We start from the raw sequence: 26,890 nt of genomic DNA, 5'->3' as shown, positions 1-26,890 counted from the left end.
CGGTGCGATTCTGCTCGGCGGACTAAAGGCCCCCCGCCACAGGTCTACGCCGGGCCGCCCCGCCCGTCAACGAGATTAACCCCGGCTATAGCACCGGCCGGGTCAGGAACTCGGCCAGGCTGATGGGATCCTGCCCGGTCAGCCCATGGACATCCGGCGAAAGCCCTGCCATCTCGCCGGCCGCCATCGCGGTGTAGGTGCTGACCCACGCGTCCAGCTGCCACTGCGGGGCACCGTAGGAAGCCCGTGACGCGTAGGCTTCTTCCACCGTCTCCGGCTGGTAGCGCACCGTCCGCCCCGTACCGGTGCTCAGCACCTCGGCAGCCTGCGCCATGCTCAGTTCCTCCGGGCCGGTCAGGTGGTAGGTCTTGCCCTTGTGGATGGCAGGATCCCGCAGCACGGCGTGGGCGCTGCGGGCAACGTCCTCCCGGGCCACCCCGGAGAAAACGCCATCCCCCGCAGGGCCCCGGATCACGCCGTCGTCGCCGGTCATCAGCGGCAGGAAGTCGAGGTAGAAGTTGTCCCGCAGGAAGGTGTACGCCATCCCGGACGCCTTGATCCGCTCCTCGGTGGCGTAGTGGTCCCTGGCCAGGGTGAAGGTGGCATCCGGTGCCGCCCCGTAGAAGGAGGTGTACACCACGTGCTCCACCCCGGCGGCCGCAGCAGCATCGACGAATGCGTAGTGCTGCTGCAGCCGGTCTTCGGCCTCGGCGGCGGACACCATGAACAGGACTTTCGCCCCGTCCAGCGCCTGGCGGGAGGCGGCGGCGTCCCCGTAGGAACACACCACCGGATGTGCGGCGTCCAGCTGCGGTGCCCGTGCGGCGTCGCGCACCAGCAGGCGCTGGGCGAAACCGGACGCGGCGAGCTGCCGCGCCACCATTCCGCCCAGGCCCCCGGTGGACCCGGTGACAGCGAGGTCCGGCAGTTCCGGCAGTTCCGACGGGGACGCCACTCAGGCTTCCCGGGTGGCCGGCGACTTGGTCTGTGCGGGATCGCGTTCGGCCAACCCCCCGACGGCGTCGTCGATCCTCTTGAGGACCTCCGCCTCCAGCTTCACGCCCGCAGCGCCCACACTGTCGGCGATCTGCTCGGGCCGGGAGGCGCCGACAATGGCGGACGCCACGTTGGGGTTCTGCAGCACCCAGGCAACAGCAAGCTGCGGCATGGACAGGCCTGCGTCCTGGGCAATCGGCTTCAGTTCCTGGACGGCTGCCAGGACGTCGTCGCGCATCCACCGCTGGATCATTTTGGCGCCGCCCTTTTCATCCGTGGCGCGGGTGCCTTCGGGGGCCGGCTGGCCGGGCAGGTACTTGCCGCTGAGGACGCCCTGCGCCATGGGCGACCACACAATCTGGGATACGCCCAGCTCTTCCGATGCCGGAACCACCTCAGCCTCGATCACGCGCCACAGCATGGAGTACTGCGGCTGGTTGGAGATGAGCTGGAAGCCGAGTTCCTTGGACAGCTTGTGGCCTTCGCGGAGCTGTTCCGCGGTCCATTCGCTCACGCCGATGTACAGCGCCTTGCCCTGCCGGACGATGTCCGCGAACGCCTGAATCGTTTCTTCCAACGGTGTTTCGAAGTCGTAGCGGTGGGCCTGGTAGAGGTCCACGTAATCGGTCTGCAGCCTGCGCAGCGAGCCGTTGATGGATTCCATGATGTGCTTGCGGGACAGGCCAAGATCGTTCTTGCCCTTGGGGCCAGTGGGGCCGAAAACTTTGGTGAAGATTTCCAGGGACTCGCGGCGCTCACCCTTCAGGGCCTCACCCAGGACGGTCTCCGCGGCTGTATTGGCGTAGACGTCAGCTGTGTCGAAAGTGCTGATGCCGGAGTCGAGGGCCGCGCGCACGCACTGGCTTGCGACGTCGTTCTCCACCTGCGAACCGTGGGTCAGCCAGTTGCCGAACGTGATTTCCGAAACTTTGAAGCCGCTGTTACCGAGGTATCTGAATTCCATGTGTTCACGCTAACCCAGATGGTTGCTCAGGGTAAGGGCTTAGCCGTTCTCCTTGGCCTGCTCCTTGAGCACCTGTTGGGGCCCGGCCAGGGAAACGAGGGATCCGGTGTCCAGTGGCGGCAGCGGATGCGGCGGCTGGGGCTTTTTGAAGGACCGCGGCATTTCATGCGGCGGCCGGTGGTTGTGCAGGGCGGACTCCACCAGCGGCGCGACCTCGGACACTTTGTCCGCAGGTACAGCCGGATCCGGAAGATCCCGCACCGACAGTTTGATCTCCGGCGCAGCTGCCCGGGCCCTGGCCTCGGCACGCTTATCGGCCTCGGCAACGGCGGAGGCCCAGTCTTCGGCGAGGACCTGCGGTTCAGGGCGGGCGGCGGCAAGTTTGGGGTGGCGTACGACGGCGGTGCGCAGCGACTCTTTCAGCCGGTCCGGCTTCATGATGGCGGCACGTTCCCGCAGCGGCGTGCGCGGCTGGGCCTGCTTGGCCGGTGCGCCGGAAAAACCGACGGCATCCCGTTTGCCTGGAGGCCGCCCGAACAAGGTCATCAGCACGACGGCCGTGAGGCGCCCAAGGCCCGCAAGGACCAAAGTGATAACTCCGAGCAGGAAGAGGACCAGGAACATCAGGAGAGCCACACCCATGGTGCCCAGGAAGGTCAGGTTGAGGACGAGAGTGTCCGGGTTCTCCACGTCTTCTCCTCTCTAGCCAACATCCTGGGGCCGCTTCCGGTGTACGGTGCCGGGCATAAGCTCCTTCTCCACCATACGGATTTTTGTCCTTCCATGCCCCTGCCGGCAGGGGCCCGACGCAGGTTGTAGCGAAGCTGTTACCCGATATGACAGCATCGCCGGGTGACCGCATCAATAGATTCCGCAAACTGCATATGTCTGTCCGGGGAGCCCTACGCTGCCTGCTGTGGCCGGTTCCATTCTGGCCAGGCGGAGGCATCCACGGCGGAACAGCTCATGCGCTCCCGCTACAGCGCATTTGTCCTGCTGAATGAGGACTATCTGCTGCGCACCCACCATCCATCCACGGCGCCACCTGCCCTGGACCTGGACCCCGCCATGGAGTGGCGCCGCCTGGACATCGTGGCCACCGGCGGTGGCGGCCCCTTTGACACCATTGGCACGGTGGAGTTCAAGGCGTACTACCGTCACGGCAGCGCGCGAGGCATCCTCTACGAGAACAGCCGGTTCGTCCGTGAGGACGGCCGGTGGTTCTACGTGGACGGCGACATCCTCGGGTGACTACTCCTCGTCGTCGTAAAACTCGCTGTCCGGGGTGAAGCCGGCACGGTCAACCTTGCGGTGGAAGCGCATACCGGCAAGGCCGCCGAGCACGGCTCCGATCAGGGCCACGACGGCTACCACCACCGCGGCGATGATACTCGTGGTGGTCAGCTGACCTTCGTTAATGGGGATGCGCGGGAAGCTGTTCAGGTTGGCCAGGACGTTGAACTGTTGTCCTGCCACCAGGCCCAGGATGGCCACCACAACGGCCGCGATCAAGGCCCAGACCCACACCATGAGCCCCTGCTTGACGCCGTTGAAGCGGGCCATGCGGCCTGCCACGTAGCCGCCGCAGTAATAGGAGAGGAACAGGATCACCAGCAGGACAATGATCCCCACCAAGCCAACCGTGCCACTGTTCTGGGCGGCCTGGTTCACGGCCTGGTTGACGTCGGTGTTGTTGGCAAGGCCCACGGCGGTTCCGGCGGCTGCCACCAGTGCGGTGAGCAGCACGGCCATGCCGGTGGCGGTCAGCCACCCGAAGAAGGCGGAGCCGACCTTGATACCGCCGAACCGCTCCTTTTGGCGTGCGACGGCGGTCTCCCGGTCTGCCATCCCCGGGTTCACCGCGGGCGCCACGACTGGCGTCGCAGTGGTGGGAGCAGGCTGGTACTCCCGCTCCGCCGTGGGTGCAACGCGGTCCCGGTCCACAACGCGGCCCCGGTCTGAGGCGCGGTCCCGGTCCACGGACCGGGCTGCCGCCCCTTCCCGGGCCGGCGCCTGGTCCATCGAGCGCGTGGCGGCGTCGTCCGTGGCACCCGCGCGGTAGCTTCCGTTGCGGGTGGTGTCGTCCTCCCGGGCACGGCGGGGAGGCAGGTTCTCTGGGTCCGTTGAGCTGCTCATGGTTCAACTCAACCACCCGGCCACGGTGATAGCAAGCGTGCTTACTATTTTGTGACCTGCGGTTTTACCGGTATTTCCGGTGCAGGTCCTCCTTCTGGGATGGGCCCGGCGTGGCATCGGCAATCCATGGACCGGTCCCTTCGGACTGGTCCAGGACGCCCTTTTCCAGCCACGTGTAGTCACCGGCGAGGACTTTGCGGGTCAAGGCCCGGTCGGCGTCGTCCGTGTTCCGCCACAGCTGGTCGAAGTACTCGTCCACGCGCACCTTGGCCTGCTCGCAGTAGGCGTCGGCGAGCTCGTACGCGCTGGCCGCCTTGTCCGGGGAGGTCTTGAGCAGCATCTCTGCGCGGGAGCAGCAGGCGGTCATGGCGAAGAGTTCGGCGCCAATGTCCACCACCCGGCCCAGGAACGCCTGCTTGCGTTCAAGCTTGGCCTGCCACCGGCCCATGCCGTAAAAGGTTTGCCGCGCCAGCCTGCGTGAGGAGCGTTCCACGAACCGCAGGTGCTTGGCCAGCCTGCCAAACTCGCCGTAGGAGCGGGGATCCATTCCGGCGCCGGCCACCAGCTTGGGCAGCCACTTGGCGTAGAAGCTGGAAGCCCCGACGGCGGCCTTCGCTTTGTCGGCCAGGCTCGCATCAAGCGACGCAAGGTCGCCCGCGGCGGCAAGGTGCGCATCCACCGCTTCCCGTGCAATCAGCAGCCGCATGATTTCGGAGGAACCCTCGAAGATCCTGTTGATGCGGAGGTCCCGCAGCTGCTGCTCCGCCGGGACCGCACGTTCGCCGCGGGCTGCCAGCGACTCGGCCGTTTCGAACCCCCGCCCGCCCCGGATCTGGACCAGTTCGTCGGCAATCCGGCAGCTGATCTCCGTGGCCCAGAGCTTAGCGAGGGCGGCTTCGATGCGGACGTCCTTTTGCCCGGCATCGGCAAGTTCGGCGGACAGTTCAAACACGGCGTCCAGGGCAAAGGCCGAGGCCGCGATGAAGGCAATCTTCTTGCCCACGGCCTCGTGCTCGCCCACGGGCCTGCCCCACTGGGTGCGGGCGTCGGACCACTCGCGGGCGATCTTGAGGCTCCACCGTCCGGAGGCCACGCAGAGCGCGGGCAGTGCCAAACGGCCGGTGTTGAGCGTCGTAAGCGCGATCTTCAGGCCCTGGCCCTCGCGGCCCAGACGGTTGGCGGCCGGCACCCGCACCTGGTGGAAGCGGGTCACGCCGTTCTCGATGCCACGCAGGCCCATGAACGCGTTCCGGTTCTCCACCGTGATGCCCGGCGAATCCATCTCCACCACAAAGGCGCTGATGCCACCCTTGTGCCTGGTGCCGTCCGCATCGCTGTGCGCCGGAACCACTGCCATGACCACCACAAGTTCGGCGATCACGCCGTTGGTGGTCCAAAGTTTCACGCCGTCCAAAAGGTATGCATCGCCGTCGTCCGTGGGCGTTGCCGTGCTGCCCAGCCGGGCAGGGTCGCTGCCCACGTCCGGTTCGGTGAGGAGGAAGGCTGTGATGGCGCCGCCGGCGCACCGCGGCAGGTACTCGCGTTTCTGTTCGGGTGTTCCAAAGACCTTGACGGGCTCCGGCACGCCGATGGACTGGTGGGCGGAGATCAGGGCGCCAAGGCTGGGGTGCACGCTGCCCAGGAGCGCAAGGGCCCGTCCGTAGTACACCAGGGAGAGGCCAAGACCGCCGTATTCCTCCGGGATCTTCATGCCGAAGACACCCAGGTCCGCCAGCCCCTTGATGTAGTCGTAGGGGATTTTCGCGTCCCGTTCGATCACGCGGCCGGACATGGTCTTTGCAAACCCGGTGAGGCGGGCCATGAACTCCTCGCCCCGTTCCACGGAGACGGCGTCTGCGGCAGGCCAGGGGTGGACCAGGTCCAGGTCAAAGCTGCCAAGGTACAGGCCCTTGGCGAAGCTTGGCCGGTCCCAGCCGGATTCCCGGGCGGCCTCAGCGACGGCCCGGGCGTCTTCGGCGGTGGCTCCAGCGCCGATGTTGCCGGCGGGGACGGGGGTTTCTTCAGCCGGGGCGTCTTTGGCCTGGCTGTCAGTTGCGGAGGTCATGGGTTATCTCCTTGGCCGGATTGGCCGGTGTAGCCATGGATCCGCCGGGTTGGAGAACCCTTCAGCTGTCCCTCAAGATTACCCGCGGGTAGGTTCCGGTGCTAGGGGATGGCTGGGCCTGGAAGTCGCCGGGAAGCTCAACGGCGGAGGCGCGGTGGACCAGCTTGTCCCAGCCGGCGTTGATCCCGTGGACTACCGCCATCAGGGTATTGGCCACCACCATCCAGGTGAGTTTTCCTGCCCCCAGGACTACCAGGGCAACCAGCCCCGCCGTGAGGACGAAACCGGCCAGGATTGCACCGAAAACCAGTGTCCCGATGAAGACCAAGGTGGCTGTTTCCACTGAGCTTAGATCGAACTGCATGAATCCCCCTGCTGCGACATTGCTTCCGAAAGACTGCTGTGGCGAAGACCAGTAGCAGAAGCCTAGGGGGACAGCCGCACAGCCAGCCAGAGGAGGATGGGGCGGATGTGACTCTTGATACGGGATTGAAACACTACCGGCAGGTAGGTCACGGAGTGGTCGCGGCAGCCTGCGTTAACCTTGTTGTTGGCAGTTTTCCCGTCAGGCCCCTTCGGCCCGCACCTGCCCAGCCCCCGCCCACCAGTCCAAGGAGAGTGTGTGCCCCGCTCCGCCAGGTCATCCGCTGACGCCATCAGCGCCCGGCTCCGGGACCTCGAACTCCTCACCAAGGGTCCTGCCTGGGCCCTGACGCGGTCGGCGCCGTGGGTGATCGCGGTGCTGCAGGCTTCCTTTACCCGCACCCGCCCGCAGGTTCCGCTCGAGGAATTCCATGCCGACGTCGACTCCTTCCTTGAGGAGCTCCGCCGCCAGGATCCCGGGCTGGGAGGAGGAGCCAGCGGAAAGGCCTTTGGGGACGAGTGGACCCGGCGGCAGTTCCTGACCCGCCGGAACCAGTCAGGGCAGATCGTCTATGAGGCTACCGAGCCGGCAGCCCGCGTGCTCGCCTTCCTGGACAGCCTCTCCAGTGAAAGGTCAACGCTGAACGGTTCCCGCCTGGGCACCCTGCTGGGCGACGTGGAAAAGCTCGCCAATGAGACCAACCCGGACCAGAGCGCGCGGCTCGAAGCCCTCGAAGAGGAAATCGAAGAGCGGCAGCAGCTCATCCAGGACATCAGCACCGGAGAGTTCGACGGCCTGCTGGACGACGATGAAGCGGTGGAGGCTGCAGGAAACATCCTGGACCTGGCCGCCAGCCTGCCCGCGGACTACAAGAAGATGCGTGACCGGATCGAGGAACTGGTGGGCGGGCTCCGCAACCAGATTATCGAGGAGTCCCTGACCAAGGGCGCCACCATGGCCCAGGTCCTTGACGCGGACAAGCGGCTCCGCCAAAGCCCCGAGGGCAGGACGTTCCGGTCGTTCACGGCATTCCTCGAGGATCCGCAGCAGCAGCTGAGGTTCCGCTCGGCCATCGGCGAGGTGCTGAGCCGCCAGTTCGCCGACGACCTCTCGCCCGATGACCGGGAAACCCTGAAGAACCTGGTGGCCGAGCTCCGCCAGCAGCACAGCCAGATCCAGCGCATCTACGGCAAACTCAGCGAAAGTCTCAACACCTACGTCCAGAGCGACGACTTCCGCCAGTCGGTCCGCCTGCGGCAGGTCCTGCGCGAAGCGGAGCAGGCCATCCGGTCCCTCCCGTACGAGCGGGAACGCCCCGGCCTGGTACCCGGACCTGTCCTCTACAACGCCGGCTTCGAGTCCCTGTCCATGGTGAAGCTCTTCGATCCCGACGAGTTCGCGGCACCGCCCCGCCTGGCGGATCCCATCGCCTTCACCGATTCGGACCGGGTGCGCTCGCCGAGGACCGGCAAGGCCAAACCGGCAGTGGTCCGGGCGGCCATGGCAGGAGCCGCAACCCTCGCCGACGCCTGGCAGCAGCTGCCGCCCGAAGAGCAGCACATCAATACCATCCGCGCCCTCCTGTCGGAGGCCCTGCATGCCGGGGCGGACTTCGACCGCGGCGCCTGGGATGGCCTGGACTTCGAACAGATAGACGGCTCCACCCGCAGGGCCTACCTGCCGGTGGTCACGCTCGCAAAGGATTCAGATGACTGAGGTTTCACACGTCACCACCCCAGCGCCCGATGCCGCCCAGGGAGTGGCATTGAAGGGGACGAACGAGGGCCCCGGTGCGAGCTTGCGAGCACCGGGAAGTCCGGACCCGCTATCGGAGCCGCGCGCTGGGCTGATCGAAGATCAGCCGCGCGGCGAAGGGGCGGGGGCGGCATCGGGCACTGGGTACCCCGGACCTGTTTCACCGCGCGACACTTTCGTCGACGGCGCGGCCTTGTTCCCCGGCGACACCGGAGTCCTGTCCATGAAGGTGCGGCAGGCCCTGGTGAAGCTCCTCAAGGGCCCCTACATTGACGGCGGCCGGGACGAAAAGCTCTGGACAGTCCTGCTCGACAACCAGGTGATCCTACGCAGCCGCCTTTCCGAGCTTTTCCTGACCCTGCAGTTGGACCATGAGCGGAAGATCGCCGTCCTGCGTCCCGTGGAGCCGGAGGTAATCGGCGGCAACAGCCGGTCCAGCATCCTGCGCCAGCAGCGCGCCCTCAGCCGGGTGGAAACCATCGTGCTGCTCCGGCTGCGCCTGCTCCTGGACCGGCACGTCACGGCCCAGACGGACCCCACCATCACCCGCGAGGAAATCACGGACCTGGTGGCGCACTACCAGCCCGCCGGCCAACAGGACGCCCTGCGCGACTCGGACGTGGTCACCCGCGCCATCACCAAGCTCCTGGCCCGCCAGCTCCTGCTCCCCACCGGCCTGGACGACGTCTACACCATCTCCAACGCCCTGCCCCTGGCCCTCCCGTTCGAGAACATCGGCGACATCCCGGCCCACATCGAGGCCCTGGTAGCGGCCTCGGCAGACGCCACCGGCACAGAAGCGATGCTGGACCTCGACGCCGAGTCTTCCTCGAACGAGAACGAGAACGAGGACGAGGAAGGCGCGGGGGACGACGACGCCGATGCCGCCTCTGGTGACGGACGAGAAGGCGAAGCAGCCGATGCCGCCCAGGGAGTGGCATCGGGCCTGTCGGAGCCGGGCGCATCGTCCGTAGGACGGATGCCGCCCGGCGAAGGGGCGGGGGCGGCATCGGCTGCGGAGCCAAAGGCGACCAAGACTGAGGTGACCAAGTGACGATCGCGAGCATGCTTCCGTTGGGGGACGTGACCAACCCGGGGCAAATGCGCCTGGCATTGGTGCAGGTGGTCAACTGGGGGACGTTCCACGGGGCGCACACGATGCACGTGGACCGGAACGGCACCCTGCTGACGGGTAACTCGGGCGTGGGCAAGTCCACGCTGTTCGATGCGATGCTGCGGGTGTTCGACGCCCGGCCGAGATCCAACGAAGCCGCCGCGCAGCGTTCGGGTGCCGTAGAAGACAAACGGACCACTTTCACGTACATGCGTGGCAAGGTGGGCGACAAAGCCGTGGGCGAGGGCTCGGCGAGTGCGTTCCAGCGCCCTGGGGCGACCTGGTCCGCCGTCGCCCTGACGTTCGATAACGCCGCCGGGACGCGGGTGACGGTCTCGGCGCTGTTCGACCTGCCCAAGAACGGGACCGAGTCCAGCGTCGGCCGGTTCTACCTGATCGACAACGTTCCCCTGGACCTTGAAGCGGTTGAGGGCATCGCCGACAAGCGGTTCACCAAGGGCGCGCTGGAGACGATCTTCCCGCACGCCCAGGTGTTCGACGTCCACAAGGCGTTCGCGGAGCGCTTCCGGCGCCTCCTGGGGATCAGCTCGGACCAGGCACTGCCCCTGCTGCGCGTGATTCAGGCGGGGAAAGGGCTGGGCGGCAGCGTCAACACCTTCTTCCGCGACCAGGTCCTCGACGCACCGGCAACGCTCGCCGCCGCGGACGATGTGGTGGAGGAGTTCAGCAACCTGATGTCCATCCGCCAGCGGCTGGAGGACGTCCGGCAACAGCGGGACCAGCTGGCTCCGGTCCCGGGGCTCAACAGGGAGTATGCGCAGTCGCTGCTGGACGCGAACCGGCTCCGGGAGCTGGTGGGCGGGGAGTTCGAGGCCTACCGGCAGCAGCTGGCCGTCACGGTCCACCAGAAGACCCTGGTCCGTTTCCGCGAGCTCGCGCAGGCAAAGGCCAAGGAACTCGGCACTGAACGGGCGGTCCGCGATGCCCTTGCCAAGGACCTGCGGCAGCTGGAAACCGACTACAACAACCAGGGCGGCAACGCGATCTCGGCCATCGAGCAGTCGCTGGAGAACGCCCGGGTTGGCCTGAAACTCCGCCAACAGGTGGAGGAGGCAGCCCAGCAGGCACTGGCCGACGCCGGCCTGCAGCTCGAGTGGAGCGCTGCCGGCTGGGAGCAGGCACACGAGCAGGCGGCGGCCCGGTCAGCTGAGCTGAAGGATGATTCGCAGGCCCTGCAGGAGCTGCGGTTCGAGGCGTTCGACGCGCATGCCAGCCGGAAACGGGAACTGGCCGCGGCTGAGCAGGAACTTGTCTCACTGAAGACGCGCAAATCCCTGCTGCCGCCGTCGAGCATTGAAAACCGCGCCGCCATTGCCGCCGCAACCGGCATCCCCGAGGACCGCATGCCCTTCGCCGGCGAGCTGATGGACCTCGCGGAAGGGGAGGAACGGTGGCGCCCCGCTGCCGAACGCGCGCTCCGCAACCTGGCCACCACCCTGCTGGTCCCCGGAGAGCACTTCGGCGCCGTCACCCGCTACCTCAACGACCACAACGTCCGGGGCGCGCTCCGGGCAGTGGACGTCTCCAAGCCGCTCGCAGGCGGCGCGCTCGCCGTGGAGGACACGCGCGACGGCGACCTGCTCACCAAGCTGGACATCCTCGCCTCGGGCGCGGCTGCCGAAGCCGGGGAATGGGTGCGGGAGCGGATCGCCATGGACTTCGCCTATCCCTGCGTGGAGGACCCGGACCAGTTGGCCACGCTGGACAAGGGGCTCAGCCTGGGTGGCGTGGTCAAGCGCAACCGGCACACGGTGGAGAAGGACGACCGCTTCACCAGCCGCCAGGATTACGTCCTGGGCTTCGACAACGCGGCCAAGCTGGAGCTCGTGGCCGGGCAGGTGGAGGACCTCCGGGAGGAAGTGGCCAAGGCCGCCGAACTGGCGCAGAGCCGCGAGGATTCGCACCAGGGCATGAGCCGGCAGCTTGACGCACTGCGGCGGATCGCCGAAGACGACCGCCCCTGGGAACAGGTGTCTGCCGCGGTGGCCGCCGATGAGCTCGCACGGATCGAGCAGCGGCTCAAGGATGCGCTTGCTGCCCAGGCCGACCTGGAGCCGCTCCGCGCCACCATCGAGGAGGTCCGGCACAAGCACCAGTCCAGCACTGAGTCCGCCGCCGTCCTGCAAAGCGAATACAAGGCACTCGACCGCCAGCTGACCGCTGCGGACACCCTGCTGGAAGCCGCGCGTGACCGTCTGGCCGAGGCACCGCCGTCGGCCGCCACCGTCACAGCCCTGGAACCCTACTTCGCCGACTTTGGCGACATCACTGAGATGCACGAGCTGGACAACCTGGCCAACCGGATCCGGACCGCACTGCTCGGCGAACTGCACACCGCGGAGTCGCGGGGCCAGGCGACGGCGGAGCGGCTTACCCGTATTTTCGAAGGCTTCGTGCGCGAGTGGGGCAGCGCCATCTCGGCTGACCATGGGACCAGCATCGGCGCCGCAAGCGAGTTCGAGGCGCGCTATCACGCGATCGTCAACGACGGACTGCCCGCGCAGGAGGCGGAGTTCCGCCAGTTCTTCAACCAGCGCACGCACGAGTCCTTCAGCACCCTCCTGCACCTGCTGGACGAGGAACGCCGTTCCATCACCAGCCGCATCCTGCCCCTGAACGGCATCCTCTCGCAGGTGAACTTCCACGAGGGAAGCTACCTGGAACTGGACATCAAGCAGACGCTGCCGCCCACGGCCAAGCAGTTCAAGGACGCCATCCAGGGCGCCTTGAAGGCCCGGCACACCCGGCCGGCGAAAGCGGAAGCGAGCCGTGCAGAGGGTTCCGGGCCGGAAAAGGACGACGACGGCGAGCTCACCGCCCGCTACAAGTCCCTGGAAACCCTGGTGAAGCGGCTTGGTTCCCAGGCGCCCGAGGACCGGCGCTGGCGGGCCGAGGTGCTGGACGTGCGCGGGCACCTGTTTATCCAGTGCAAGGAGCACAGGGAAGTCACCGGAACGCCGTCAAACGGGAAACGCAGTGGCAAGAAGACCGAGGTGTTCATGCACGCTGACACCGGTTCGATGTCCGGTGGCGAGCGGCAGCGGTTCACCGCCTTCATCATGGCCGCGGCCCTGAGCTACCAGCTGGGCATCGCCGAGCAGGGCTTCACCACCTACGGCACGGTGATGATGGACGAGGCCTTCGTGCTCGCGTCGGAGGAGTTCGCCGGCGCCGGCATCAAGGCGCTGCACGAGTTCGGTTTCCAGCTGCTGCTGGCCGCACCCGAAAACGTGATCGACCTGTCCCGGCACCTGGGCTCTGTCACCGAGATCCTCCGCGACCGGCGAACCAACCGTTCCGGCGTCCTCACGGCGCCGGTGATCCGTCCCCGGCCGGGGGAGGAAGGGGTTTGGCGGTCGGAAGCGAACCCGGTGGACATCGTTCTGCGCTGATCGGGAACAGCTATATAACAAATTGGATATAACAAATTGATGGATTTATTGTCCGGGTAATGGTGGCTGGTGTTTTCGTTGTGCCACTCTGGGCTTTACCAACTACACCTCGCCTGAATAAATCCCATAGGTACTGCTGGATGCTGGGTCCGCGCTGTTCCCCAAGAGAACGATGGCGTCCTCTTGAAAGGCATTCCCATGCGCCTCCTGCAATCTGCACCGCTGACGCTCGCTGCTGTGCTGCTCCCCCTCGCGGCCTGTGCCGACGGGACCCCGCGCGATGGCGGGTCATCCCCGGCGTCCGCCGCCATTTCCACAGTGGCCCCGGACCCGGCTCCGTCAGTAGTTCCCGCCGCCACATCGTCACCGGTTCCCGCGGGTCCGGAAACCTTCACCTTTCCCGATGGCCGGCTGTCCTTCAGTCATCCGGCGGACTGGACGGTGCAGGTTTTCGAGCCGTCGAAGACTCCGTACGTGGGAACGGCCACGGTTCACGACACCGAAGGAAACAGCCGCATCAACATCTACTACGGCCAAATCGCCGACGTCGTGGCCGGCTCTGCCACCCGGACCGTCATCGAAACAGACCCCGTCCTGGGCCTCCGGGACCATTCTGTCCCCACGCCGCATTCGTCGTTCTTCGTGGACCGCAGTGAAGGCACCGCAAGGTACCGCATGGAACTCACGGCCGGACTGCCTGTTTCCCCGGACGGGCAGGTGCGGGAAGGTCCGGTGCTGCTTGGCGACCGGGTCCTGAGCGCGGACGTCCTGTTCGACGGGCAGCCGTTTGCCGATGATGATGCGGCGAAAGCCTGGTACTGGAGCGCTGAAGGCCAAACGCTGAAGTCGGTGCTGATGAGCTTTTCCTACCGCTGACCGGCAAGCGGGGAACCCCGTTCAGGGAGTGAACGGGGTTCCCTGCCCGCCTGCTTGGCCCGACGTTCTACGTGGCCTGAACGCGCGCAAGGAACTGCGCCGTCCGGTCCTGCAGGCCGTTGATCTGGCGTTCAACCACGGCGGCGGGATCGGGGTTGATCTCATTGACCGGCGGTTCCCTGCGGACGTTGCCGCAGCACACGAAGTCGGCACAGATTAAGGTTCCGACGGTGTTGCCGTTGCGTCCGGACTGGCCCGCCCGCTTGGCGACCCACAGGAGGACGTCCTCCTTGGACAACACGTCCCGGCAAAGCTCGCACAGCACCGACCGGTTCTTTTTGGCGCCTCCTTCGGGGGCGCGGAGCATGATCCCGGTGAGGCCCTTAGGTCCCGGAACCACCAGATAGCCGCGCAGCGGCATCTTGTCATCGCGCCATCCCAGGAACTCCAGGCTGTCCCAGTCCAGGGAGTCGAAGTTCCTGGGCAGCGTCAGCTTTGCGGCTTCTGACCGGCTGGCGTTGACGAAGGATGAACGGATCTGTTGGGGTGTGACTGATTGCATGGCTGAAACTTTCGTGAAGGTGGGCGGCCCGGAGCCGGGCCAAGGGTAACGGGGGATTCAGTCAGTTCCCGCGGTGCAGGCCAAAGCGGCCACCCCGCTCTCCAAGGCAGCGGCGGCCCAGCTGGCCTTCTGCGTGCGCATGGTTCCCGTTGTCCTGTTCCTGTTCAGCCATCCGGTGTCCTAAAGCCCGGACCGGCAAGGGCCATCCTGCCAAATGATGCGGGTCCTGTTCAAGGAGCTGGTCAGGCAGTGTCGCCTTCGTCACCCTACGCGGATTAGGTGACAAAACAGTTGCGTAATTGCCATTTACATAGGTTAGCCTTACTTAAGTTTCGTCAGCTTGATCCAAGGAGTCCCGTGACCAACCCCTTCTTCCCCGGCCATCCAACCCGGCGGACCCTCTTCTCATCCGCCGGTAAGGCTGCGGCAGTGCTGGCCGCAACAGCCCTCACGCTGTCCGCCTGCAGCACGGGGCCCGCCTCCTCTGTCGGGGACGCAAGCAACGACGGCAGCAGCGCCCAGTTCCCGGTCACCATCGACCACGTGTACGGCACCACCACTATTGAGAAGCAGCCCACCCGGGTGGCCACCGTCTCCTGGGTGAACGACGACGTCGCCATCGCCCTGGGCGTGGTTCCGGTGGGCGTCCCCAAGAACGAATGGGGCGGCAACGACAAGGGATCCACCCCCTGGAAAGATGCGGCCCTCGAAAAGCTGGGCGCCGGATTCGGTTCGGCCAAGGCTCCCGCCCAGTACTCCGAGGCGGACGGGATCAACTTCACCGAGATCGCGAAGCTCAGCCCGGACGTCATCCTCGCCGCCTATTCGGGCCTCACGGAAGAGGACTACAGGAAGCTCAGCGAAATCGCCCCGGTGGTGGCCCAGCCGGACGTGGCCTACGGAACCTCCTGGCAGGACGCAACCACCATCACCGGCAAGGCCCTGGGCAAGGACGCCGAAGCCGCCAAACTGGTTTCCGACACCGAATCGACCGTCAAGGACAAGGTCGCCCAGTACCCGCAGATCCAAGGCAAGAGCTTCATCTACGGCAACCTGGAGCCCGCCAAGGGCGACGGCGTGAACGTCTACACCGCCAACGACAACCGCCCCCGCTTCCTCAGCGAAATCGGCATGACCCTGGCCCCGGTGGTGGCGGACAACTCCAAGGGCTCCAAGGGGTTCTACATTCCGTGGTCCGCCGAAAAAGCCAACGAACTCCAGTCCGACATCTTCGTCACTTGGGTCCCGGACGCCTCAACCACCGACGCCATCAAGGCCGATCCGCTGCTGGGCCAGATCCCCGCCATCAAGAACGGCGCCCTGGTAGCCGATTCGGACAACACGCTGACCCTTTCCATCTCGGCCTCATCACCGCTGAGCCTGCCGTGGTCCCTGGACATGTTCCTGCCGCAGCTGGCCACGGCAGCGGATGCAGTGGAGTAGGCGCACCTCCATGAGTACGACGACGGCGCGTCCGCCAGCGGACAACGGCGCCCAGGTGTCGGCCACGGCAGCCCCGGGCACCCTCCGCGGTGATGCTTCGGGAAGGAGGCGGGCCGCCTGGCTGCTGGCCGCCGTCGTCGTGCTGGTGCTCCTGGCCGGCATATCGCTGGCCGTGGGCGCGCGTGACGTTCCCCTCGGCACCGTGTGGCAGCCCCTGACGGCCTTCGATCCCGCCAATGGCGACCATGCCGTGGTGCGCGCCCGCATCCCTCGCACCGTCCTTGGCCTGCTCGCGGGCGGCGCGCTGGGCCTGGCCGGTGCCGCGATGCAGGGTGTTGCCCGCAACCCACTGGCCGATCCCGGCATCATCGGAGTCAACGCCGGAGCTGCCCTGGCGGTGGTCGCCGGCATCTACGTGTTCGGCGTCACCACCTTCACCGGCTACATCTGGTTCGCGTTCACCGGGGCCGCCGCGGCCGCCGTCGTGGTGTACCTCATCGCCTCGCTGGGTAGGGACGGTGCCACCCCGGTGAAACTCGCGCTGGCGGGAGCCGCGCTGAGCGCCGGGCTGTCGTCGCTCATGAACGTCATCCTCGTCTCCAGCCAGGACACGCTGGACAGGTTCCGCTTCTGGCAGGTGGGCGGCATCGCGGGCCGGGACTGGTCAGTGCTCCTGCCGGGCCTGCCCTTCCTGGCAGCCGGTGCGCTCATCGCGCTGTTGGCCGGCCGGAGCCTCAATAACCTGGCCCTGGGCGACGACATTGCCCGCGGCCTGGGCCAACGGGTGGGCCTGTCCCGCGCCGTGGTGGCACTGGGGGTCGTCCTGCTGTGCGGCACGGCCACCGCGTTGGCGGGGCCCATCGGCTTCGTGGGCCTGGTGGTCCCGCACGCCGTCCGATTCCTCACCGGCCCGGACTACCGCTGGATCCTGCCGTTTTCCCTGGTCGCCGCCCCGGCGCTGCTCCTGGGCGCGGACATCGTTGGCCGGGTGGTGCTGCTGCCCGGTGAGGTCCCGGCCGGGATCATGACCGCCCTGGTAGGCGCACCGGTGTTCGTATGGCTGGTCCGCCGCGGCAAGGGGGCCGGGCTGTGAGTGCCAAGGAGACTGCAACCCCCACCCAACCCCGCGAGATGGCACTTCGCAGCAGTCCCCCGCCCAAACATTGGGGTTATCTGCCATCTCGCGGAGTGAACCGGACGGGGATTCTCGCCGCAGCCGCGCTGCTGATGTTCTTCGCGTCCGTCCTGCTGGGCAGTTATACGGTGACCATCCCGGATTTCTTCACCATCGTCATCAACCACCTCACCGGCGGCATCAAGATTCCCGGCGCCAGCTTCATCGTGATGGAGAACAAGCTTCCACGTGCCGTCATCGGCACCCTGATCGGGATCGCGTTCGGCCTGGCCGGCGCCCTGTTCCAGACCATGCTCCGCAACCCCCTTGCCAGCCCCGACGTCATCGGCATCAGCTCCGGGGCCAGCGCGGCGGCGGTTGTTGCGATCGTTGTTTTCGGCGTATCCGGTGCCGCGGTGTCCGGGGCGGCGCTGGCGGGAGCCCTGGCCGTGGCGGCCCTGATTTACGCGATCTCCCGCGGAGCCCGCCGAATTGGCAGGGGAACCGGTGCCGGAAACCGGCTGGTCCTGGCAGGGGTGGGGATCGCGGCCGCCCTGCAGGCCGTGGTCAGCTTCCTGATGACGCGCGCTGAAATCCGCACCGCCGCCGACGCCCTGGTGTGGCTGAACGGATCCCTGAAATCCGCCAACTGGGACCGCGCAGGGATCCTGTTCCTCGCGCTCGCCGTCCTGGTTCCCGCGGCCGGGCTTATCGCCGGGCCGCTGCGCATCCTGGAACTGGGGGATGACGCAGCCGCCGGCCTGGGCGTCCGGGTCAACACCGCGCGCCTGGCACTGGTGGCCATCGCGGTATCACTGGCAGCAGTGGCGACGGCGGCTGCCGGGCCGGTCTCGTTCGTCGCCTTCCTGGCCGGTCCCATCGCCCGCCGCTTCACCGGCAAAGCCAGTTTGCCGGCGTCGGCCTTTGTGGCGGCTCTCATCGTCCTGGCCGCGGACTTCCTCGCCGCGAACCTGGCGCCCCTGTTGCTGGGCGGCACCGTCCTGCCGGTGGGCGTGGTCACCGGCGCGCTCGGCGCCCCGTTCCTGCTGTGGCTCCTGGTCACAGCCAACCGAAAGGATGCCTGACGTGGCAGTTCTCCAAGCCAAGGACCTGACGCTCAAATACGACCAACGATGCGTGGTGGACAGGCTCAGCGTCGGAATCCCGGAAGGCAGGGTGACCATGATCGTGGGCGCCAACGCCTGCGGAAAGTCGACCCTGCTGCGCGGCCTCTCCCGGCTCCTGAAACCCGCCGGCGGCGCCGTGACCCTGGACGGCAAGGACATCCATTCCCGTCCGGCACGCGAACTGGCCCGCACCCTGGGCCTCCTTCCCCAGCACCCCAGCGCCCCGGACGGGATCACCGTCCGCGACCTGGTGGGCCGGGGGCGCTACCCGCACCAGGGCTTCTTCCGCAGCTGGAGTGAAGGGGAATCATCCCCACATGATCTCGCGGTGCAGCGCGCGCTGGAAGCCACCGGAACGCTGGAGCTCGCCGGGCGGAACGTGGATGAATTGTCCGGCGGGCAGCGGCAGCGGGCCTGGATCGCCATGGCGCTCGCCCAGGAAACCGACGTCCTGCTGCTGGACGAACCCACCACCTACCTTGACCTTGCGCACCAGGTGGAGGTCCTGGATCTGGTGACGGACCTGAACCGCACGCGCGGCACCACCGTGGCCATCGTCCTGCACGATCTCAACCTGGCCGCACGCTACGCGGACCACGTCATCGCCATGAAAGACGGCACCGTCGCGGCCCTGGGCTCCCCGGGGGACGTGGTGACGGAGGACCTGGTCAGGAACGTCTTCGGCCTGGAGAGCCGCGTCATCCCGGATCCCGTCTCCGGCACCCCGCTGATCATTCCCATCGGCCGCCACCACGCCACAACCACCGAACTGGAGCTCGTTTCATGAAGACCCGGGAAAGCGCTGGGCAGCCAACCGCCACCCAGCCGATGAGCCTTGCCTTCGAGGTGACCGTGTCCGCTGTCCAGCAGCTGAGCCCCACGTTCCGCAGGATCACGTTCGGCGGCTACTCGCTGCGTGACTTCGGCGTCCACAGCGAGACCCTGGACCTGCGGATCAAACTCCTGATCCCGTCGAAGGCCCCGGATGGCGCGGAACTTCCGCTCCCCGCCTTCGACACGGGCCACGCGGGCTGGTACCGGGACTGGCTGGCCATGGACCCGGCCGTTCGCGGATCGATGCGCACCTATACGGTCCGGGAGGCGCGGCTGGATGCGGTGTACCCGGAGATCGACGTCGACTTCGTGATGCACGCCGACGACCACGGACACGCCGGGCCGGCCGCGGACTGGGCATCCAAGGCCAAACCTGGCGACCCGCTCACCCTCATAGGCCCGAACAACCGCGCCGCGCACTGCGTCACCGCGGAAACCTATTCCGGCATCGAGTGGCGCCCCGGCATGGCGCAGCGCGTCCTGCTCGCCGGTGACGAAACCGCTGTTCCCGCCCTCTCCGCCATCCTCGAAACCCTCCCGCCGTACATGAGCGGGCACGCCTTCCTGGAGGTCCCGCAGGCCGCCGACTTCCTGGAACTCAGCTCCCCGGCGGACATCGAAATCACCTGGCTGGCCCGCGGCGCCGCCATCGGACGGTCCCGGCCGCACGGGCAGCTGCTGCAGGAGGCCGTGCGCAACGCCGTCCCCGTGCCCGGCTGGGTGGGCATCACGGCGGACGACGGCGGCGCCGGGCCTGAGCCCGATGACGTCAACGTGGACGTGGACATCCTTTGGGAGACGCCTGCACGCCTGGAATCCTCGGTCATCAGCGGCTCCAGGAACCCGCACTTACCAACTGGTGCCCTGCCCTTCTACGCCTGGATGGGGGGCGAAGCAGGGGTTATCAAGGAGCTGCGGCGGTACCTCGTCCGTGACGTGGGGATCGACCGGAAACAGGTGGCGTTCATGGGGTACTGGCGGCAGGGCAAAGCCGAAGGGTAGCCCCGGCACCGTTGCCGGCTACGCCGGAACCGGCGGCTTGCCGTCGCTTAGACACCTCCTTCCGCTGCGTTTCGGCCGCGGGCGGCCTTCACTGCGCTCCTGTCGGCGATGCGCTCCTACGCAAGCCCCCGGCTCCGGCTGCAAGGGTTCGTCACCATTGCTTTACCTCGGCTTTCCCTGCGCTTTCTATGGTGGGGTTAGGTTGGCGTGGTGCCCTGTGATCCCTTGCTTCCTGACTCCGGGCGGGTGTTTGTTGCCCTTGGCGACTCGTTTACCGAGGGAGTGGGGGATCGGGATGAGCGGCTGCCCAACGGGGTGCGGGGGTGGGCCGACCGGGTGGCCGAGAAGCTCGCCAAAGCGCAGCCAGGGTGGAAGTACGCCAACCTGGCCATCAGGAGCAAGCGGCTGCGGCACATCGTTGACGAGCAGCTGGAACCTGCGCTGCGGATGCGGCCAACGCTGATTACGCTCTACGCCGGCGGCAACGACATCCTGGACCTGAAGACGGACATGCCCGCGCTCATGGCGGACTACGAACAGCTGGTGGCCCGGCTGGCCGGTACCGGGGCCACGCTGGTCCTCTTCACGGGATTCGACGTCAAGGTGTCCGCGCTGCTGGAACCGCTGAAGAAGCGCAACACCTACTACAACCAGCGCGTCCGGGACATCGCGGATAAATACGGGGCCGTGCTGGTGGACTACTGGTGCCTGGACGCCTTCCACGACCGGCAGATGTGGGACTCGGACCGGCTCCACATGTCCAAGGCCGGGCACAAATACCTTGCCGGGCAGGTGCTGGACCAGCTGGGCGTGCCGCACAAGATCAAGCCCAGGGACTGGGAACCGCCCGCCCGGCCCAGCCTGCGCGAGTGGGAGCGGCGCCAGCGGCGCTGGGTCCACGACTGGGTCCTGCCGCTCTTCGGCCGCAAGCTCCGTGGCGTCACGCTGGGGGACACCCTCACCCCGCGCTGGCCCCAGCCGGTCAAAGTCCCGCGGAAGGGCGGGTTGAAGAAGCTCGCCGCGGGAACGTCCGACGGCGGCAGCGCACCTTACGAAGGCATCGCGCCTTAGGGTGCGGGCTGCGGCGGGGTGTCCAGCAGGATTTCGTAGCCCGGGGCCACCCGGCCCGCGTGGAACTCCATTACTTCGAAGTCGGCAACCCCGTTGGTGTAGAACGGATCCTGGGACAGGCTCGCGTCCAGGGTTTCCCGTTCGGCCTGCGACAGCAGCAACCCGCCGGTACGCGGAATCTTGCGGCCGGCGGCGATGAACACGCCGTCGTCGAACGCCTTCTGCAGCCAGGCGATGTGGGCGTCGTTGTGGAAGTCGACGATCTCCTGGGGCACACGGTAGGTAAGGGAGACAACATACATGGGGCAAGCCTACCGGCGCCGCACAAGCTACTTGAAGGATCAATCGTAGAATGGGGAACATGACCGAACCCCGCTGGCTCAACGCTGACGAACGCCGTGCCTGGCTGGCACTGGTGAGCATCAATACGCTGCTGCCCGCGGCCCTGGACACGAAGCTGCATGCCGCGGGAAAGCTGTCCCTCTTCGACTACACCGTCCTGGCCATGCTGTCCGAAGCTGAGGACCGGTTCCTGCCCATGAGCGAGCTCGCCGCCCGCAGCAGTGCATCCTTGTCCCGCCTTTCGCATGTGGTGACCAAGCTGCAGAAGCGCGGATGGGTGGAACGCCGCCCGCACCCCTCCGACGCCCGGGTGACCACCGCGCACCTCACTGAGGAAGGCATGGCCACCATCGTGGGCCTGGCCCCGGGTCATGTCGAAGACGTCCGTGACTTGTTCCTCGACGCCCTGACCGAACAGGACGTGCTGGACCTGGCGCGGATCGGCGAGAAAGTGGTGGGTCGGCTGGATACGGACCACTGGATCCTGCGCGAGAAGCAGGGCTGACCGGGGCAGATACCGGTCGATTGGTTGCTCCCGGCAACGGACGGCAAACTAACCGGATGGATTTCACTTCCCGATTCGTGGCACTTGGCGACTCTTTCACCGAAGGGGTCGGTGACGACCACCCGGCACGTCCCAATGGCGTCCGCGGGTGGGCCGACCGCGTGGCAGAACAGCTCTGCGCCGCCGACCCGGACTTCGGCTATGCCAACCTAGCCATCCGCGGCAGGAAGCTCCGGCAGATCCTGTCTGAGCAGGTGGACGCCGCCGTCGAACTCAACCCCACACTGGTGAGCATCTACGCCGGCGCCAATGACATCCTCCGCCCGCGCGTGGACATCGATGATCTCCTGGTGGAATACAACGACGCCGTGGCGAAGCTCGCTGCCACCGGCGCCACCGTGGTGATGTTCACGGGTTTCGACGCCCGGGGTTCGAAGGTGTTCGGCACCATGCGCGGCCGCACTGCCATCTACAACGAACTGGTCCGCGGCATCGCCGGGGACCACGGCGCCCTGCTGGTGGACTACTGGCGCTTCAGCGAATATTACGACTGGGGCATGTGGGCCCACGACCGGATGCACATGTCCGCTGCCGGCCACGCGAACATGGCCAAGCGGGTTCTCGAGGTCCTTAAGTACGACCACTCCATCGACATCCCGCCCATGACGCAGGTCCCGGAACTCAGCCGCGCCGAGGCCATTCGCGTCAACGCCCAGTGGTTCAAGGAGTACGCGGCGCCGTGGGTGGTCCGCCGTGTCACCGGCAAGTCCTCCGGGGACAACCTGCAGCCCAGGTACCCCCAGCTCACCCGGCTGTAGCTTTTTTACGCCGGCTGGAACGCCGGGGTCGCCAGCATCGAGCCGTCCGCGTGGATGGCCAGCACGGCAACATCCCAGTTGTCAGCGGCCCGGTCCAGCATCGGCGTTCCGCCGGCAACGATGGCCGTGGCCAGGACGTCGGCGGTGACAATATCAGCGGCGGCAACGGTGACCTGGACGAACCCGGCGTCACGGGTGCCGCTTCCCACCCGCCAGATGTGCTCGCCACGTTCAGCGGAGCCGGAGGTGGCCATCGCCTTGTGCCGCCCCGTGCCGCCCAGCGGATGTGCGGTGATGAGCGTTTGGCGGTCCGCCGGGTCCACCACGCCTGCTTTCCAAGGCTCAGCGCTGCCCGGGTGCGGAGAGCCGCTGACCAGGACGTCGCCACCGGCATTGAGGCACCAGTCCCGCCGGCCTAGGGCGAGGAGTGACGTCCCGGCCTCACGGACGGCATGGCCCTTGATGATCCCGGACAGATCCAGCACCCCGTCGGGCCTTTCAGGGGTGAAGGCCCCTTCCGTACCCAGGCGCCACTCATGGGCCTCGGCGTACCGCTCGCGCATCTGCGCCGAGGCGTGGGACAGCTTCAGGTCACCGCACGCCAGCCTGCTCGCCTCCGAATCGGGACGGTACAGGCTGAACGTTTCGTCCAGGTCCCGGAACAGGCGTTCGACGACGGCGGTGGCGGCACCGAGCTCGTCGAGCCCCGGCTGCCCTTCCGCGGGCGAGCCCACCGGCATCGTCAGGCCGATGACCGTTCCCATGCATTCAAAGGTGCGGGCCTTGAGGACCGTGCCGGTGGCTGCCGGCTGTGCGTCAGAGGTTTGCTGCATCGATGGCTGCCTGGAGAGAGGTGAGGTAGGCGTCGCTGGTGATGGTGGCGCCGCTGACGGTCTGGACATCGGCCGACTGTGCCGCCAGGACCTTGCTGCGGAGCAGGGGTGCCGCGCGGTTGCTGATCTGGATGGATTTGCCGTCCGTGTTGGTCAGCTGCAGCGCCGTGACATCGGTGATCTTCCCGTTCGCCACCGTGATCTGGACCTGCACGGGGCCAAACCGGGTCTGGACGGTGTTTCCTTTGTAGGTGCCGGAGGCAGAGGAGTTAGTGGACCCGGAGGACCCGGAAGAACCTGTAGTACCGGAGGAACCTGTTGTGCCCGATGAGCTCGAGGACCCAGCCGAACCGGACGAACCTGTCCCCGTGCCGGACGAACCCGTGCCGGTGGCACCCGTGGTGCCTGTCGCCGTCGTACTTGATGCCACGGTGCTGATGCCGTTGACTTGGGTGCCTGTCTGCCAGCCGGCCAGGAGGATCCCGGCGGAGGCCAAAGCTGCTGCGACTGTTCCGCGAATTTTCACCAGTCAAACCTTTCGTGATGGATCTGTTCCTCAGGGACGCCGGCCTTCCCGGCATCCGCAATGACGTTGGCCGCCCACGCCGCCGGGCCGCAGACGTAGACGTCCGCATCCCTGATGTCCGGCACATAGGAGGCAAGGCTGTAGCCGTGGCGCACAGAGTCCTCGGGAAGCCAAGTGGACCGGCCGTGGCCCCGCGGCCCGGTGAGGTGGAAGAGCCGCACCCCTCGGGCCTGGCAGAGGTCAAGGATTTCGCTGCCCAGGTAAAGCTCCTCTTCTGTGTGCCCGCGGAGCAGGACGGTCGCCTCGCCCGGAGCAAAGGGCGTGGTTTCCAGCAGCGCCCGCAGGGGGGTGATGCCGATGCCGGCGCCGATCATCACCACCTTGTTCTTCGTCCGGGCTGCCGTGCTGAGCAATCCGTAGGGACCCTCCAGGGCCACCTTTGTGCCCTTCCGCAGCCGGAGCAGCTGGGCGGACCCGTCGCCAAGGTTCCGGACAGTGACCCGCAGCGTCCCCTGGCCGTCCCGGCCGTTGACGACGGGCTCCGCGGACAGGCTGAACGGATGGGGGTGCCACCACATGCCCGGCGCCAGGAAGCGCCAGATGAAGAAGCGTCCGCCTGTCCCTGCCAGCTGGTCCAGCTTCCGGCCCCTCATGACGATGTTCACCACGCCGGGAGCCACAGCTTCCACGCGGGCCACCGTCAGCTGGTGGCGCGCGGTGGCCAGCACCGGCTCCAGGATGCGGAAGTACACCAGGGCGCTGCCGGTGTAGATGCAGATGGCGAGCCAGTACCACCGCTGCCAGGTGCCGGCCGCAAAGAGGCCGCCCACGCTGAACTGGTGCGGGATTGACGTTGCCACTGCTGCGTAGGTCAGCAGGTGGACCACGTACCAGAACTCATAGGGGAAGCGCCGGCGCACAGCCACCAGGGAGGTCACCACGACGGCGATGAACAGAGCCATGGAGACGAACGCCAGCCACATATCGGGGACCTGCACCCACAGGTTGATGGATTCGCTGACCGGGTCCAGTCCCTCGGCCATGCCGTACCCGACGGCGAGCAGGAGGCCGTGTGCCAACAGGAGGTAAAGGGAGGGCTTGCCCAGTTTGCCGTGGAATTCCAGGGCCCGGTCATGCCCGATCGTGCGGTCGATGAAAGGGATCCTTGCGGCCAGGAGCAGCATGAGCAGGACCAGGTCCATGCCCGCCAGCCCGGCCACGATTCCCGCCGCCGTGAACAGTGCGGCGGGCGACGTGATGTTGGTGGCACCGCCGTCGGCCAGCCACAAGGCGATGGCGGCAGCCACGGATGCCCAGGCAATGACGGTCAGGAAGTCCGTCCGCAGCATGCGCTGGCGATACTGGCGGGCGAACCAGCCGCGGGCGGGTATCTTCGGTGGTGAAAGCTCCGGGCGGCCGGAGCTGCTTGCGGCCGGTGATACCGGCAGGAGCTGCGTGTTCATGGATCAAACATGCGTGGGGAAGCTATGTCCAGGCTGTGAAAAGGGGTCAGCGGCGGCTGTGACCTTTCCGCCTTTGGGTACCTCTTATACACCCGATTGGTCTTTAATTGCGTCAACTCGTAGACTTGGTAGGCGCTAAGTGCGCGGAGCGTGCGCAATTGCTCCGGTTGCCCGGTAATTTTCTCCAGGGTGGCCGGTAGTTAGGGGCTCAAGTTGCGTGACTAACCGTTGCCCGTACATTCTGTGGGTCGCACTTGGCAGCATGGTCCAGCAGCAGATATGCGGATCATTACTTTCAATTCTTGAGGAGAAGTCATGGCAGCACACTGCCAAGTGACCGGAGCCGAGCCGGGCTTTGGGCACAGCATTTCGCACTCGCACCGCCGCAACAAGCGTCGGTTCGATCCGAACATTCAGAAGAAGCGCTACTGGGTTCCGTCCCTGCGCCGTAACGTCACGCTGCAGGTTTCTGCTCGTGGCATCAAGACCATCGACGTACGAGGCATCGACGCAGTCGTCGCCTCGATCCTGGCTCGTGGGGTGAAGCTCTAGTGGCTAAGGACAAGGACGTACGTCCGATCATCAAGCTCAAGTCGACCGCGGGCACGGGTTACACCTACGTAACCCGCAAGAACCGTCGTAACGACCCGGACCGCATGGTCCTGAAGAAGTACGACCCCAAGATCCGCCAGCACGTCGAATTCCGAGAGGAGCGCTAAACATGGCTAAGAAGTCCAAGATTGCTCGCAACGAGCAGCGCAAGGTCATCGTTGAGCGTTACGCTGCCAAGCGCCTCGAACTGAAGAAGACCCTGGTTGACGAAAACGCAACCGACGAAGCACGCGAAGCAGCCCGCCTGGGCCTGCAGAAGCTGCCCCGCAACGCGTCCCCGATCCGTCTGCGTAACCGCGACATCATCGACGGCCGCCCCCGTGGCACCTTCCAGAAGTTCGGCATCTCCCGTGTCCGTTTCCGCGACATGGCACACAAGGGCGAACTCCCGGGCATCACCAAGTCTTCCTGGTAATCCAGCACCGCTCATTCCAGCTGCTTGAGAAGGGCCGGCAACCTTAGGGTTGCCGGCCCTTCTGCGTTAAGCCGTGGCAGGTGGGCGCCGGTCCGGTGGGCTGTGCGGCAGCACACAGGGTGGAATTCCGACGCCGGTTGGCTTCCTGGGTGCCCCACCACGCGTATCGCCCCGGAATCCCGGGGATTTCCTACCCCCTGAGGGCCGGTTTGCGGTGGGCCCGGACTGCGTGTATTGTTTTCTAAGTCGCCGCGGGGGAGACAGTGAAGAACTGATCACCGGGTGGCCAAAAACCCCAATCAAAGCCAAAATCTGGTTGCTCTTTAGGGCGCTGGAAATCGGTTGGGGCGGTCTTCAATTCGATGCGGATCCTGAAAGATGGATTTGCTTCGCGGTGGAGGATCGGGTAAGTTTGAAAAGTTGCTCCGGAGCGATCCTGAACGAGGGTTTGGGTGGTGCCGGGTGTGTCTGTTGTTTGAGAACTCAATAGTGTGCCAAGTTTGTTGATACCGATTATGTATGTAATTGGTTGATTGTGCC

27 protein-coding genes and 1 pseudogene are annotated in these 26,890 nt (G+C 66.5%); 16 read left to right on the top strand and 12 right to left on the bottom strand.

All coding sequences use genetic code 11. The features are described 5' to 3' along the window. Nucleotides 1–85: 85 nt before the first annotated feature. From ACTHQS_RS15575 to ACTHQS_RS15565, 3 genes are read right to left on the bottom strand one after another with little or no spacing between them, the layout of a single operon-like run. A complete protein-coding gene (locus tag ACTHQS_RS15575) occupies nt 86–955 on the bottom strand; it encodes an SDR family oxidoreductase (protein ID WP_440170676.1) in 870 nt (289 codons plus the stop codon). Continuing rightward, complete coding sequence (locus tag ACTHQS_RS15570) at nt 956–1,960, bottom strand: aldo/keto reductase family protein (RefSeq protein ID WP_440170673.1); 1,005 nt, start codon at nt 1,958–1,960, stop codon at nt 956–958. It lies immediately after the preceding gene. Nucleotides 1,961–1,999: 39 nt separating this feature from the next. Continuing rightward, nucleotides 2,000–2,650, bottom strand: coding sequence for a hypothetical protein (locus ACTHQS_RS15565; RefSeq protein ID WP_440170671.1), 651 nt, complete (start codon nt 2,648–2,650; stop codon nt 2,000–2,002). A gap of 162 nt (nt 2,651–2,812) precedes the next feature. Between ACTHQS_RS15565 and ACTHQS_RS15560 the strand changes: the two genes are divergently transcribed. Then, nucleotides 2,813–3,211, top strand: a complete 399-nt coding sequence (locus ACTHQS_RS15560) for a YchJ family protein (RefSeq protein ID WP_440170669.1) — start codon at nt 2,813–2,815, stop codon at nt 3,209–3,211. Here ACTHQS_RS15560 and ACTHQS_RS15555 read toward each other — a convergent pair whose 3' ends face one another. The 3 genes from ACTHQS_RS15555 to ACTHQS_RS15545 form a co-directional block, all read right to left on the bottom strand. Further along, nucleotides 3,212–4,096 carry a TIGR04086 family membrane protein gene (locus ACTHQS_RS15555; protein ID WP_440170666.1) on the bottom strand — a complete coding sequence of 295 codons (885 nt, stop codon included), beginning with the start codon at nt 4,094–4,096 and terminating at the stop codon, nt 3,212–3,214. It abuts the gene before it with no gap. Between the two features lie 64 nt (nt 4,097–4,160). Beyond that, nucleotides 4,161–6,161: an acyl-CoA dehydrogenase family protein gene (locus ACTHQS_RS15550; protein WP_440170663.1), complete on the bottom strand. Its 2,001-nt coding sequence runs from the start codon at nt 6,159–6,161 to the stop codon at nt 4,161–4,163. Nucleotides 6,162–6,222: 61 nt separating this feature from the next. After that, entirely contained in the window at nt 6,223–6,525 is a 303-nt protein-coding gene (locus ACTHQS_RS15545) for a hypothetical protein (protein ID WP_440170660.1), read from the bottom strand. Nucleotides 6,526–6,783: 258 nt separating this feature from the next. Between ACTHQS_RS15545 and ACTHQS_RS15540 the strand changes: the two genes are divergently transcribed. The 4 genes and pseudogenes from ACTHQS_RS15540 (at nt 6,784) to ACTHQS_RS15525 (ending at nt 13,683) form a co-directional block, all read left to right on the top strand. After that, nucleotides 6,784–8,241 carry a DUF3375 family protein gene (locus ACTHQS_RS15540; RefSeq protein ID WP_440170658.1) on the top strand — a complete coding sequence of 486 codons (1,458 nt, stop codon included), beginning with the start codon at nt 6,784–6,786 and terminating at the stop codon, nt 8,239–8,241. Between the two features lie 130 nt (nt 8,242–8,371). After that, nucleotides 8,372–9,139, top strand: a pseudogene (locus tag ACTHQS_RS15535) (DUF4194 domain-containing protein); the annotation flags it as partial. Between the two features lie 191 nt (nt 9,140–9,330). Then, nucleotides 9,331–12,807, top strand: a complete 3,477-nt coding sequence (locus tag ACTHQS_RS15530) for an ATP-binding protein (RefSeq protein ID WP_440170656.1) — start codon at nt 9,331–9,333, stop codon at nt 12,805–12,807. A gap of 198 nt (nt 12,808–13,005) precedes the next feature. After that, a complete protein-coding gene (locus tag ACTHQS_RS15525; protein ID WP_440170653.1) occupies nt 13,006–13,683 on the top strand; it encodes a hypothetical protein in 678 nt (225 codons plus the stop codon). Between the two features lie 67 nt (nt 13,684–13,750). On the opposite strand, the gene ACTHQS_RS15520 is transcribed toward ACTHQS_RS15525, so the two are convergent. Then, nucleotides 13,751–14,245: an FBP domain-containing protein gene (locus ACTHQS_RS15520; protein ID WP_440170652.1), complete on the bottom strand. Its 495-nt coding sequence runs from the start codon at nt 14,243–14,245 to the stop codon at nt 13,751–13,753. 357 nt (nt 14,246–14,602) lie between these two features. Between ACTHQS_RS15520 and ACTHQS_RS15515 the strand changes: the two genes are divergently transcribed. From ACTHQS_RS15515 to ACTHQS_RS15490, 6 genes are all read left to right on the top strand, one after another. Continuing rightward, nucleotides 14,603–15,688 (top strand): iron-siderophore ABC transporter substrate-binding protein, encoded by a 1,086-nt coding sequence (locus ACTHQS_RS15515; RefSeq protein ID WP_440170650.1) that lies wholly within the window; start codon nt 14,603–14,605, stop codon nt 15,686–15,688. Between the two features lie 10 nt (nt 15,689–15,698). Then, nucleotides 15,699–16,781: a FecCD family ABC transporter permease gene (locus ACTHQS_RS15510; protein ID WP_440170647.1), complete on the top strand. Its 1,083-nt coding sequence runs from the start codon at nt 15,699–15,701 to the stop codon at nt 16,779–16,781. Between the two features lie 38 nt (nt 16,782–16,819). Then, complete coding sequence (locus ACTHQS_RS15505; RefSeq protein WP_440170989.1) at nt 16,820–17,887, top strand: FecCD family ABC transporter permease; 1,068 nt, start codon at nt 16,820–16,822, stop codon at nt 17,885–17,887. Between the two features lies 1 nt (nt 17,888). Continuing rightward, nucleotides 17,889–18,716 (top strand): ABC transporter ATP-binding protein, encoded by an 828-nt coding sequence (locus tag ACTHQS_RS15500; RefSeq protein WP_440170644.1) that lies wholly within the window; start codon nt 17,889–17,891, stop codon nt 18,714–18,716. Then, nucleotides 18,713–19,765, top strand: a complete 1,053-nt coding sequence (locus tag ACTHQS_RS15495) for a siderophore-interacting protein (RefSeq protein ID WP_440170642.1) — start codon at nt 18,713–18,715, stop codon at nt 19,763–19,765. Before ACTHQS_RS15500 ends, ACTHQS_RS15495 begins: the two co-directional genes overlap by 4 nt. Nucleotides 19,766–19,972: 207 nt before the next feature. Then, on the top strand, nt 19,973–20,836 hold the full coding sequence (locus tag ACTHQS_RS15490; RefSeq protein ID WP_440170640.1) for an SGNH/GDSL hydrolase family protein: 864 nt from the start codon (nt 19,973–19,975) through the stop codon (nt 20,834–20,836). Here the strand turns inward: ACTHQS_RS15490 and ACTHQS_RS15485 are convergent. Continuing rightward, entirely contained in the window at nt 20,833–21,138 is a 306-nt protein-coding gene (locus tag ACTHQS_RS15485) for a YciI family protein (protein ID WP_440170637.1), read from the bottom strand. The two genes, ACTHQS_RS15490 and ACTHQS_RS15485, sit on opposite strands and share 4 nt — an antisense overlap. A 59-nt stretch (nt 21,139–21,197) precedes the next feature. Between ACTHQS_RS15485 and ACTHQS_RS15480 the strand changes: the two genes are divergently transcribed. Both ACTHQS_RS15480 and ACTHQS_RS15475 read left to right on the top strand, forming a co-directional pair. Further along, nucleotides 21,198–21,683 (top strand): MarR family winged helix-turn-helix transcriptional regulator, encoded by a 486-nt coding sequence (locus tag ACTHQS_RS15480; RefSeq protein ID WP_440170635.1) that lies wholly within the window; start codon nt 21,198–21,200, stop codon nt 21,681–21,683. Nucleotides 21,684–21,739: 56 nt separating this feature from the next. After that, nucleotides 21,740–22,501 (top strand): SGNH/GDSL hydrolase family protein, encoded by a 762-nt coding sequence (locus tag ACTHQS_RS15475; protein WP_440170633.1) that lies wholly within the window; start codon nt 21,740–21,742, stop codon nt 22,499–22,501. A gap of 5 nt (nt 22,502–22,506) precedes the next feature. Here ACTHQS_RS15475 and ACTHQS_RS15470 read toward each other — a convergent pair whose 3' ends face one another. Genes ACTHQS_RS15470 through ACTHQS_RS15460 form a run of 3 tightly spaced genes read right to left on the bottom strand, consistent with a single transcriptional unit; the run spans nt 22,507 to nt 25,323 of the window. Continuing rightward, nucleotides 22,507–23,334, bottom strand: a complete 828-nt coding sequence (locus ACTHQS_RS15470) for an FAD:protein FMN transferase (protein ID WP_440170631.1) — start codon at nt 23,332–23,334, stop codon at nt 22,507–22,509. Next, on the bottom strand, nt 23,318–23,860 hold the full coding sequence (locus tag ACTHQS_RS15465; RefSeq protein WP_440170628.1) for an FMN-binding protein: 543 nt from the start codon (nt 23,858–23,860) through the stop codon (nt 23,318–23,320). Before ACTHQS_RS15465 ends, ACTHQS_RS15470 begins: the two co-directional genes overlap by 17 nt. Further along, nucleotides 23,857–25,323, bottom strand: coding sequence for a ferredoxin reductase family protein (locus tag ACTHQS_RS15460; protein ID WP_440170626.1), 1,467 nt, complete (start codon nt 25,321–25,323; stop codon nt 23,857–23,859). The genes ACTHQS_RS15465 and ACTHQS_RS15460 overlap by 4 nt, the downstream gene beginning before the upstream one ends. Nucleotides 25,324–25,638: 315 nt before the next feature. Between ACTHQS_RS15460 and rpmB the strand changes: the two genes are divergently transcribed. The 3 genes from rpmB to rpsN are packed head-to-tail and all read left to right on the top strand — an operon-like array spanning nt 25,639 to nt 26,350. Continuing rightward, nucleotides 25,639–25,875 (top strand): 50S ribosomal protein L28, encoded by a 237-nt coding sequence (gene rpmB, locus ACTHQS_RS15455; RefSeq protein WP_015938871.1) that lies wholly within the window; start codon nt 25,639–25,641, stop codon nt 25,873–25,875. Then, complete coding sequence (gene rpmG, locus ACTHQS_RS15450) at nt 25,875–26,042, top strand: 50S ribosomal protein L33 (protein WP_013602737.1); 168 nt, start codon at nt 25,875–25,877, stop codon at nt 26,040–26,042. Before rpmB ends, rpmG begins: the two co-directional genes overlap by 1 nt. 2 nt (nt 26,043–26,044) lie before the next feature. After that, nucleotides 26,045–26,350 carry a 30S ribosomal protein S14 gene (gene rpsN / locus ACTHQS_RS15445; RefSeq protein WP_009358853.1) on the top strand — a complete coding sequence of 102 codons (306 nt, stop codon included), beginning with the start codon at nt 26,045–26,047 and terminating at the stop codon, nt 26,348–26,350. A gap of 241 nt (nt 26,351–26,591) precedes the next feature. On the opposite strand, the gene ACTHQS_RS15440 is transcribed toward rpsN, so the two are convergent. Next, nucleotides 26,592–26,890, bottom strand: a 299-nt coding sequence (locus tag ACTHQS_RS15440) for a hypothetical protein (RefSeq protein WP_440170624.1), incomplete at its 5' end; no start/stop codon positions are given.

Origin of the sequence: Arthrobacter sp. SAFR-044 (assembly GCF_051965175.1) — a bacterium.
Classification (GTDB): Bacteria; Actinomycetota; Actinomycetes; order Actinomycetales; family Micrococcaceae; genus Arthrobacter.
This window is presented reverse-complemented; position numbering and strand designations above follow the sequence as displayed.

What these genes read in the sequence shown, in the direction of transcription:
- ACTHQS_RS15550 (WP_440170663.1), bottom strand. Translation starts at nt 6,161, where the DNA reads ATGACCTCCGCAACTGACAGCCAGGCCAAAGACGCCCCGGCTGAAGAA.
- ACTHQS_RS15460 (WP_440170626.1), bottom strand. Translation starts at nt 25,323, where the DNA reads ATGAACACGCAGCTCCTGCCGGTATCACCGGCCGCAAGCAGCTCCGGC.
- ACTHQS_RS15525 (WP_440170653.1), top strand. Translation starts at nt 13,006, where the DNA reads ATGCGCCTCCTGCAATCTGCACCGCTGACGCTCGCTGCTGTGCTGCTC.
- ACTHQS_RS15520 (WP_440170652.1), bottom strand. Translation starts at nt 14,245, where the DNA reads ATGCAATCAGTCACACCCCAACAGATCCGTTCATCCTTCGTCAACGCC.
- ACTHQS_RS15510 (WP_440170647.1), top strand. Translation starts at nt 15,699, where the DNA reads ATGAGTACGACGACGGCGCGTCCGCCAGCGGACAACGGCGCCCAGGTG.
- ACTHQS_RS15495 (WP_440170642.1), top strand. Translation starts at nt 18,713, where the DNA reads ATGAAGACCCGGGAAAGCGCTGGGCAGCCAACCGCCACCCAGCCGATG.
- ACTHQS_RS15485 (WP_440170637.1), bottom strand. Translation starts at nt 21,138, where the DNA reads ATGTATGTTGTCTCCCTTACCTACCGTGTGCCCCAGGAGATCGTCGAC.
- rpmB (WP_015938871.1), top strand. Translation starts at nt 25,639, where the DNA reads ATGGCAGCACACTGCCAAGTGACCGGAGCCGAGCCGGGCTTTGGGCAC.
- ACTHQS_RS15545 (WP_440170660.1), bottom strand. Translation starts at nt 6,525, where the DNA reads ATGCAGTTCGATCTAAGCTCAGTGGAAACAGCCACCTTGGTCTTCATC.
- ACTHQS_RS15470 (WP_440170631.1), bottom strand. Translation starts at nt 23,334, where the DNA reads ATGCAGCAAACCTCTGACGCACAGCCGGCAGCCACCGGCACGGTCCTC.
- ACTHQS_RS15480 (WP_440170635.1), top strand. Translation starts at nt 21,198, where the DNA reads ATGACCGAACCCCGCTGGCTCAACGCTGACGAACGCCGTGCCTGGCTG.
- ACTHQS_RS15570 (WP_440170673.1), bottom strand. Translation starts at nt 1,960, where the DNA reads ATGGAATTCAGATACCTCGGTAACAGCGGCTTCAAAGTTTCGGAAATC.
- ACTHQS_RS15475 (WP_440170633.1), top strand. Translation starts at nt 21,740, where the DNA reads ATGGATTTCACTTCCCGATTCGTGGCACTTGGCGACTCTTTCACCGAA.
- rpsN (WP_009358853.1), top strand. Translation starts at nt 26,045, where the DNA reads ATGGCTAAGAAGTCCAAGATTGCTCGCAACGAGCAGCGCAAGGTCATC.
- ACTHQS_RS15555 (WP_440170666.1), bottom strand. Translation starts at nt 4,096, where the DNA reads ATGAGCAGCTCAACGGACCCAGAGAACCTGCCTCCCCGCCGTGCCCGG.
- ACTHQS_RS15505 (WP_440170989.1), top strand. Translation starts at nt 16,820, where the DNA reads ATGGCACTTCGCAGCAGTCCCCCGCCCAAACATTGGGGTTATCTGCCA.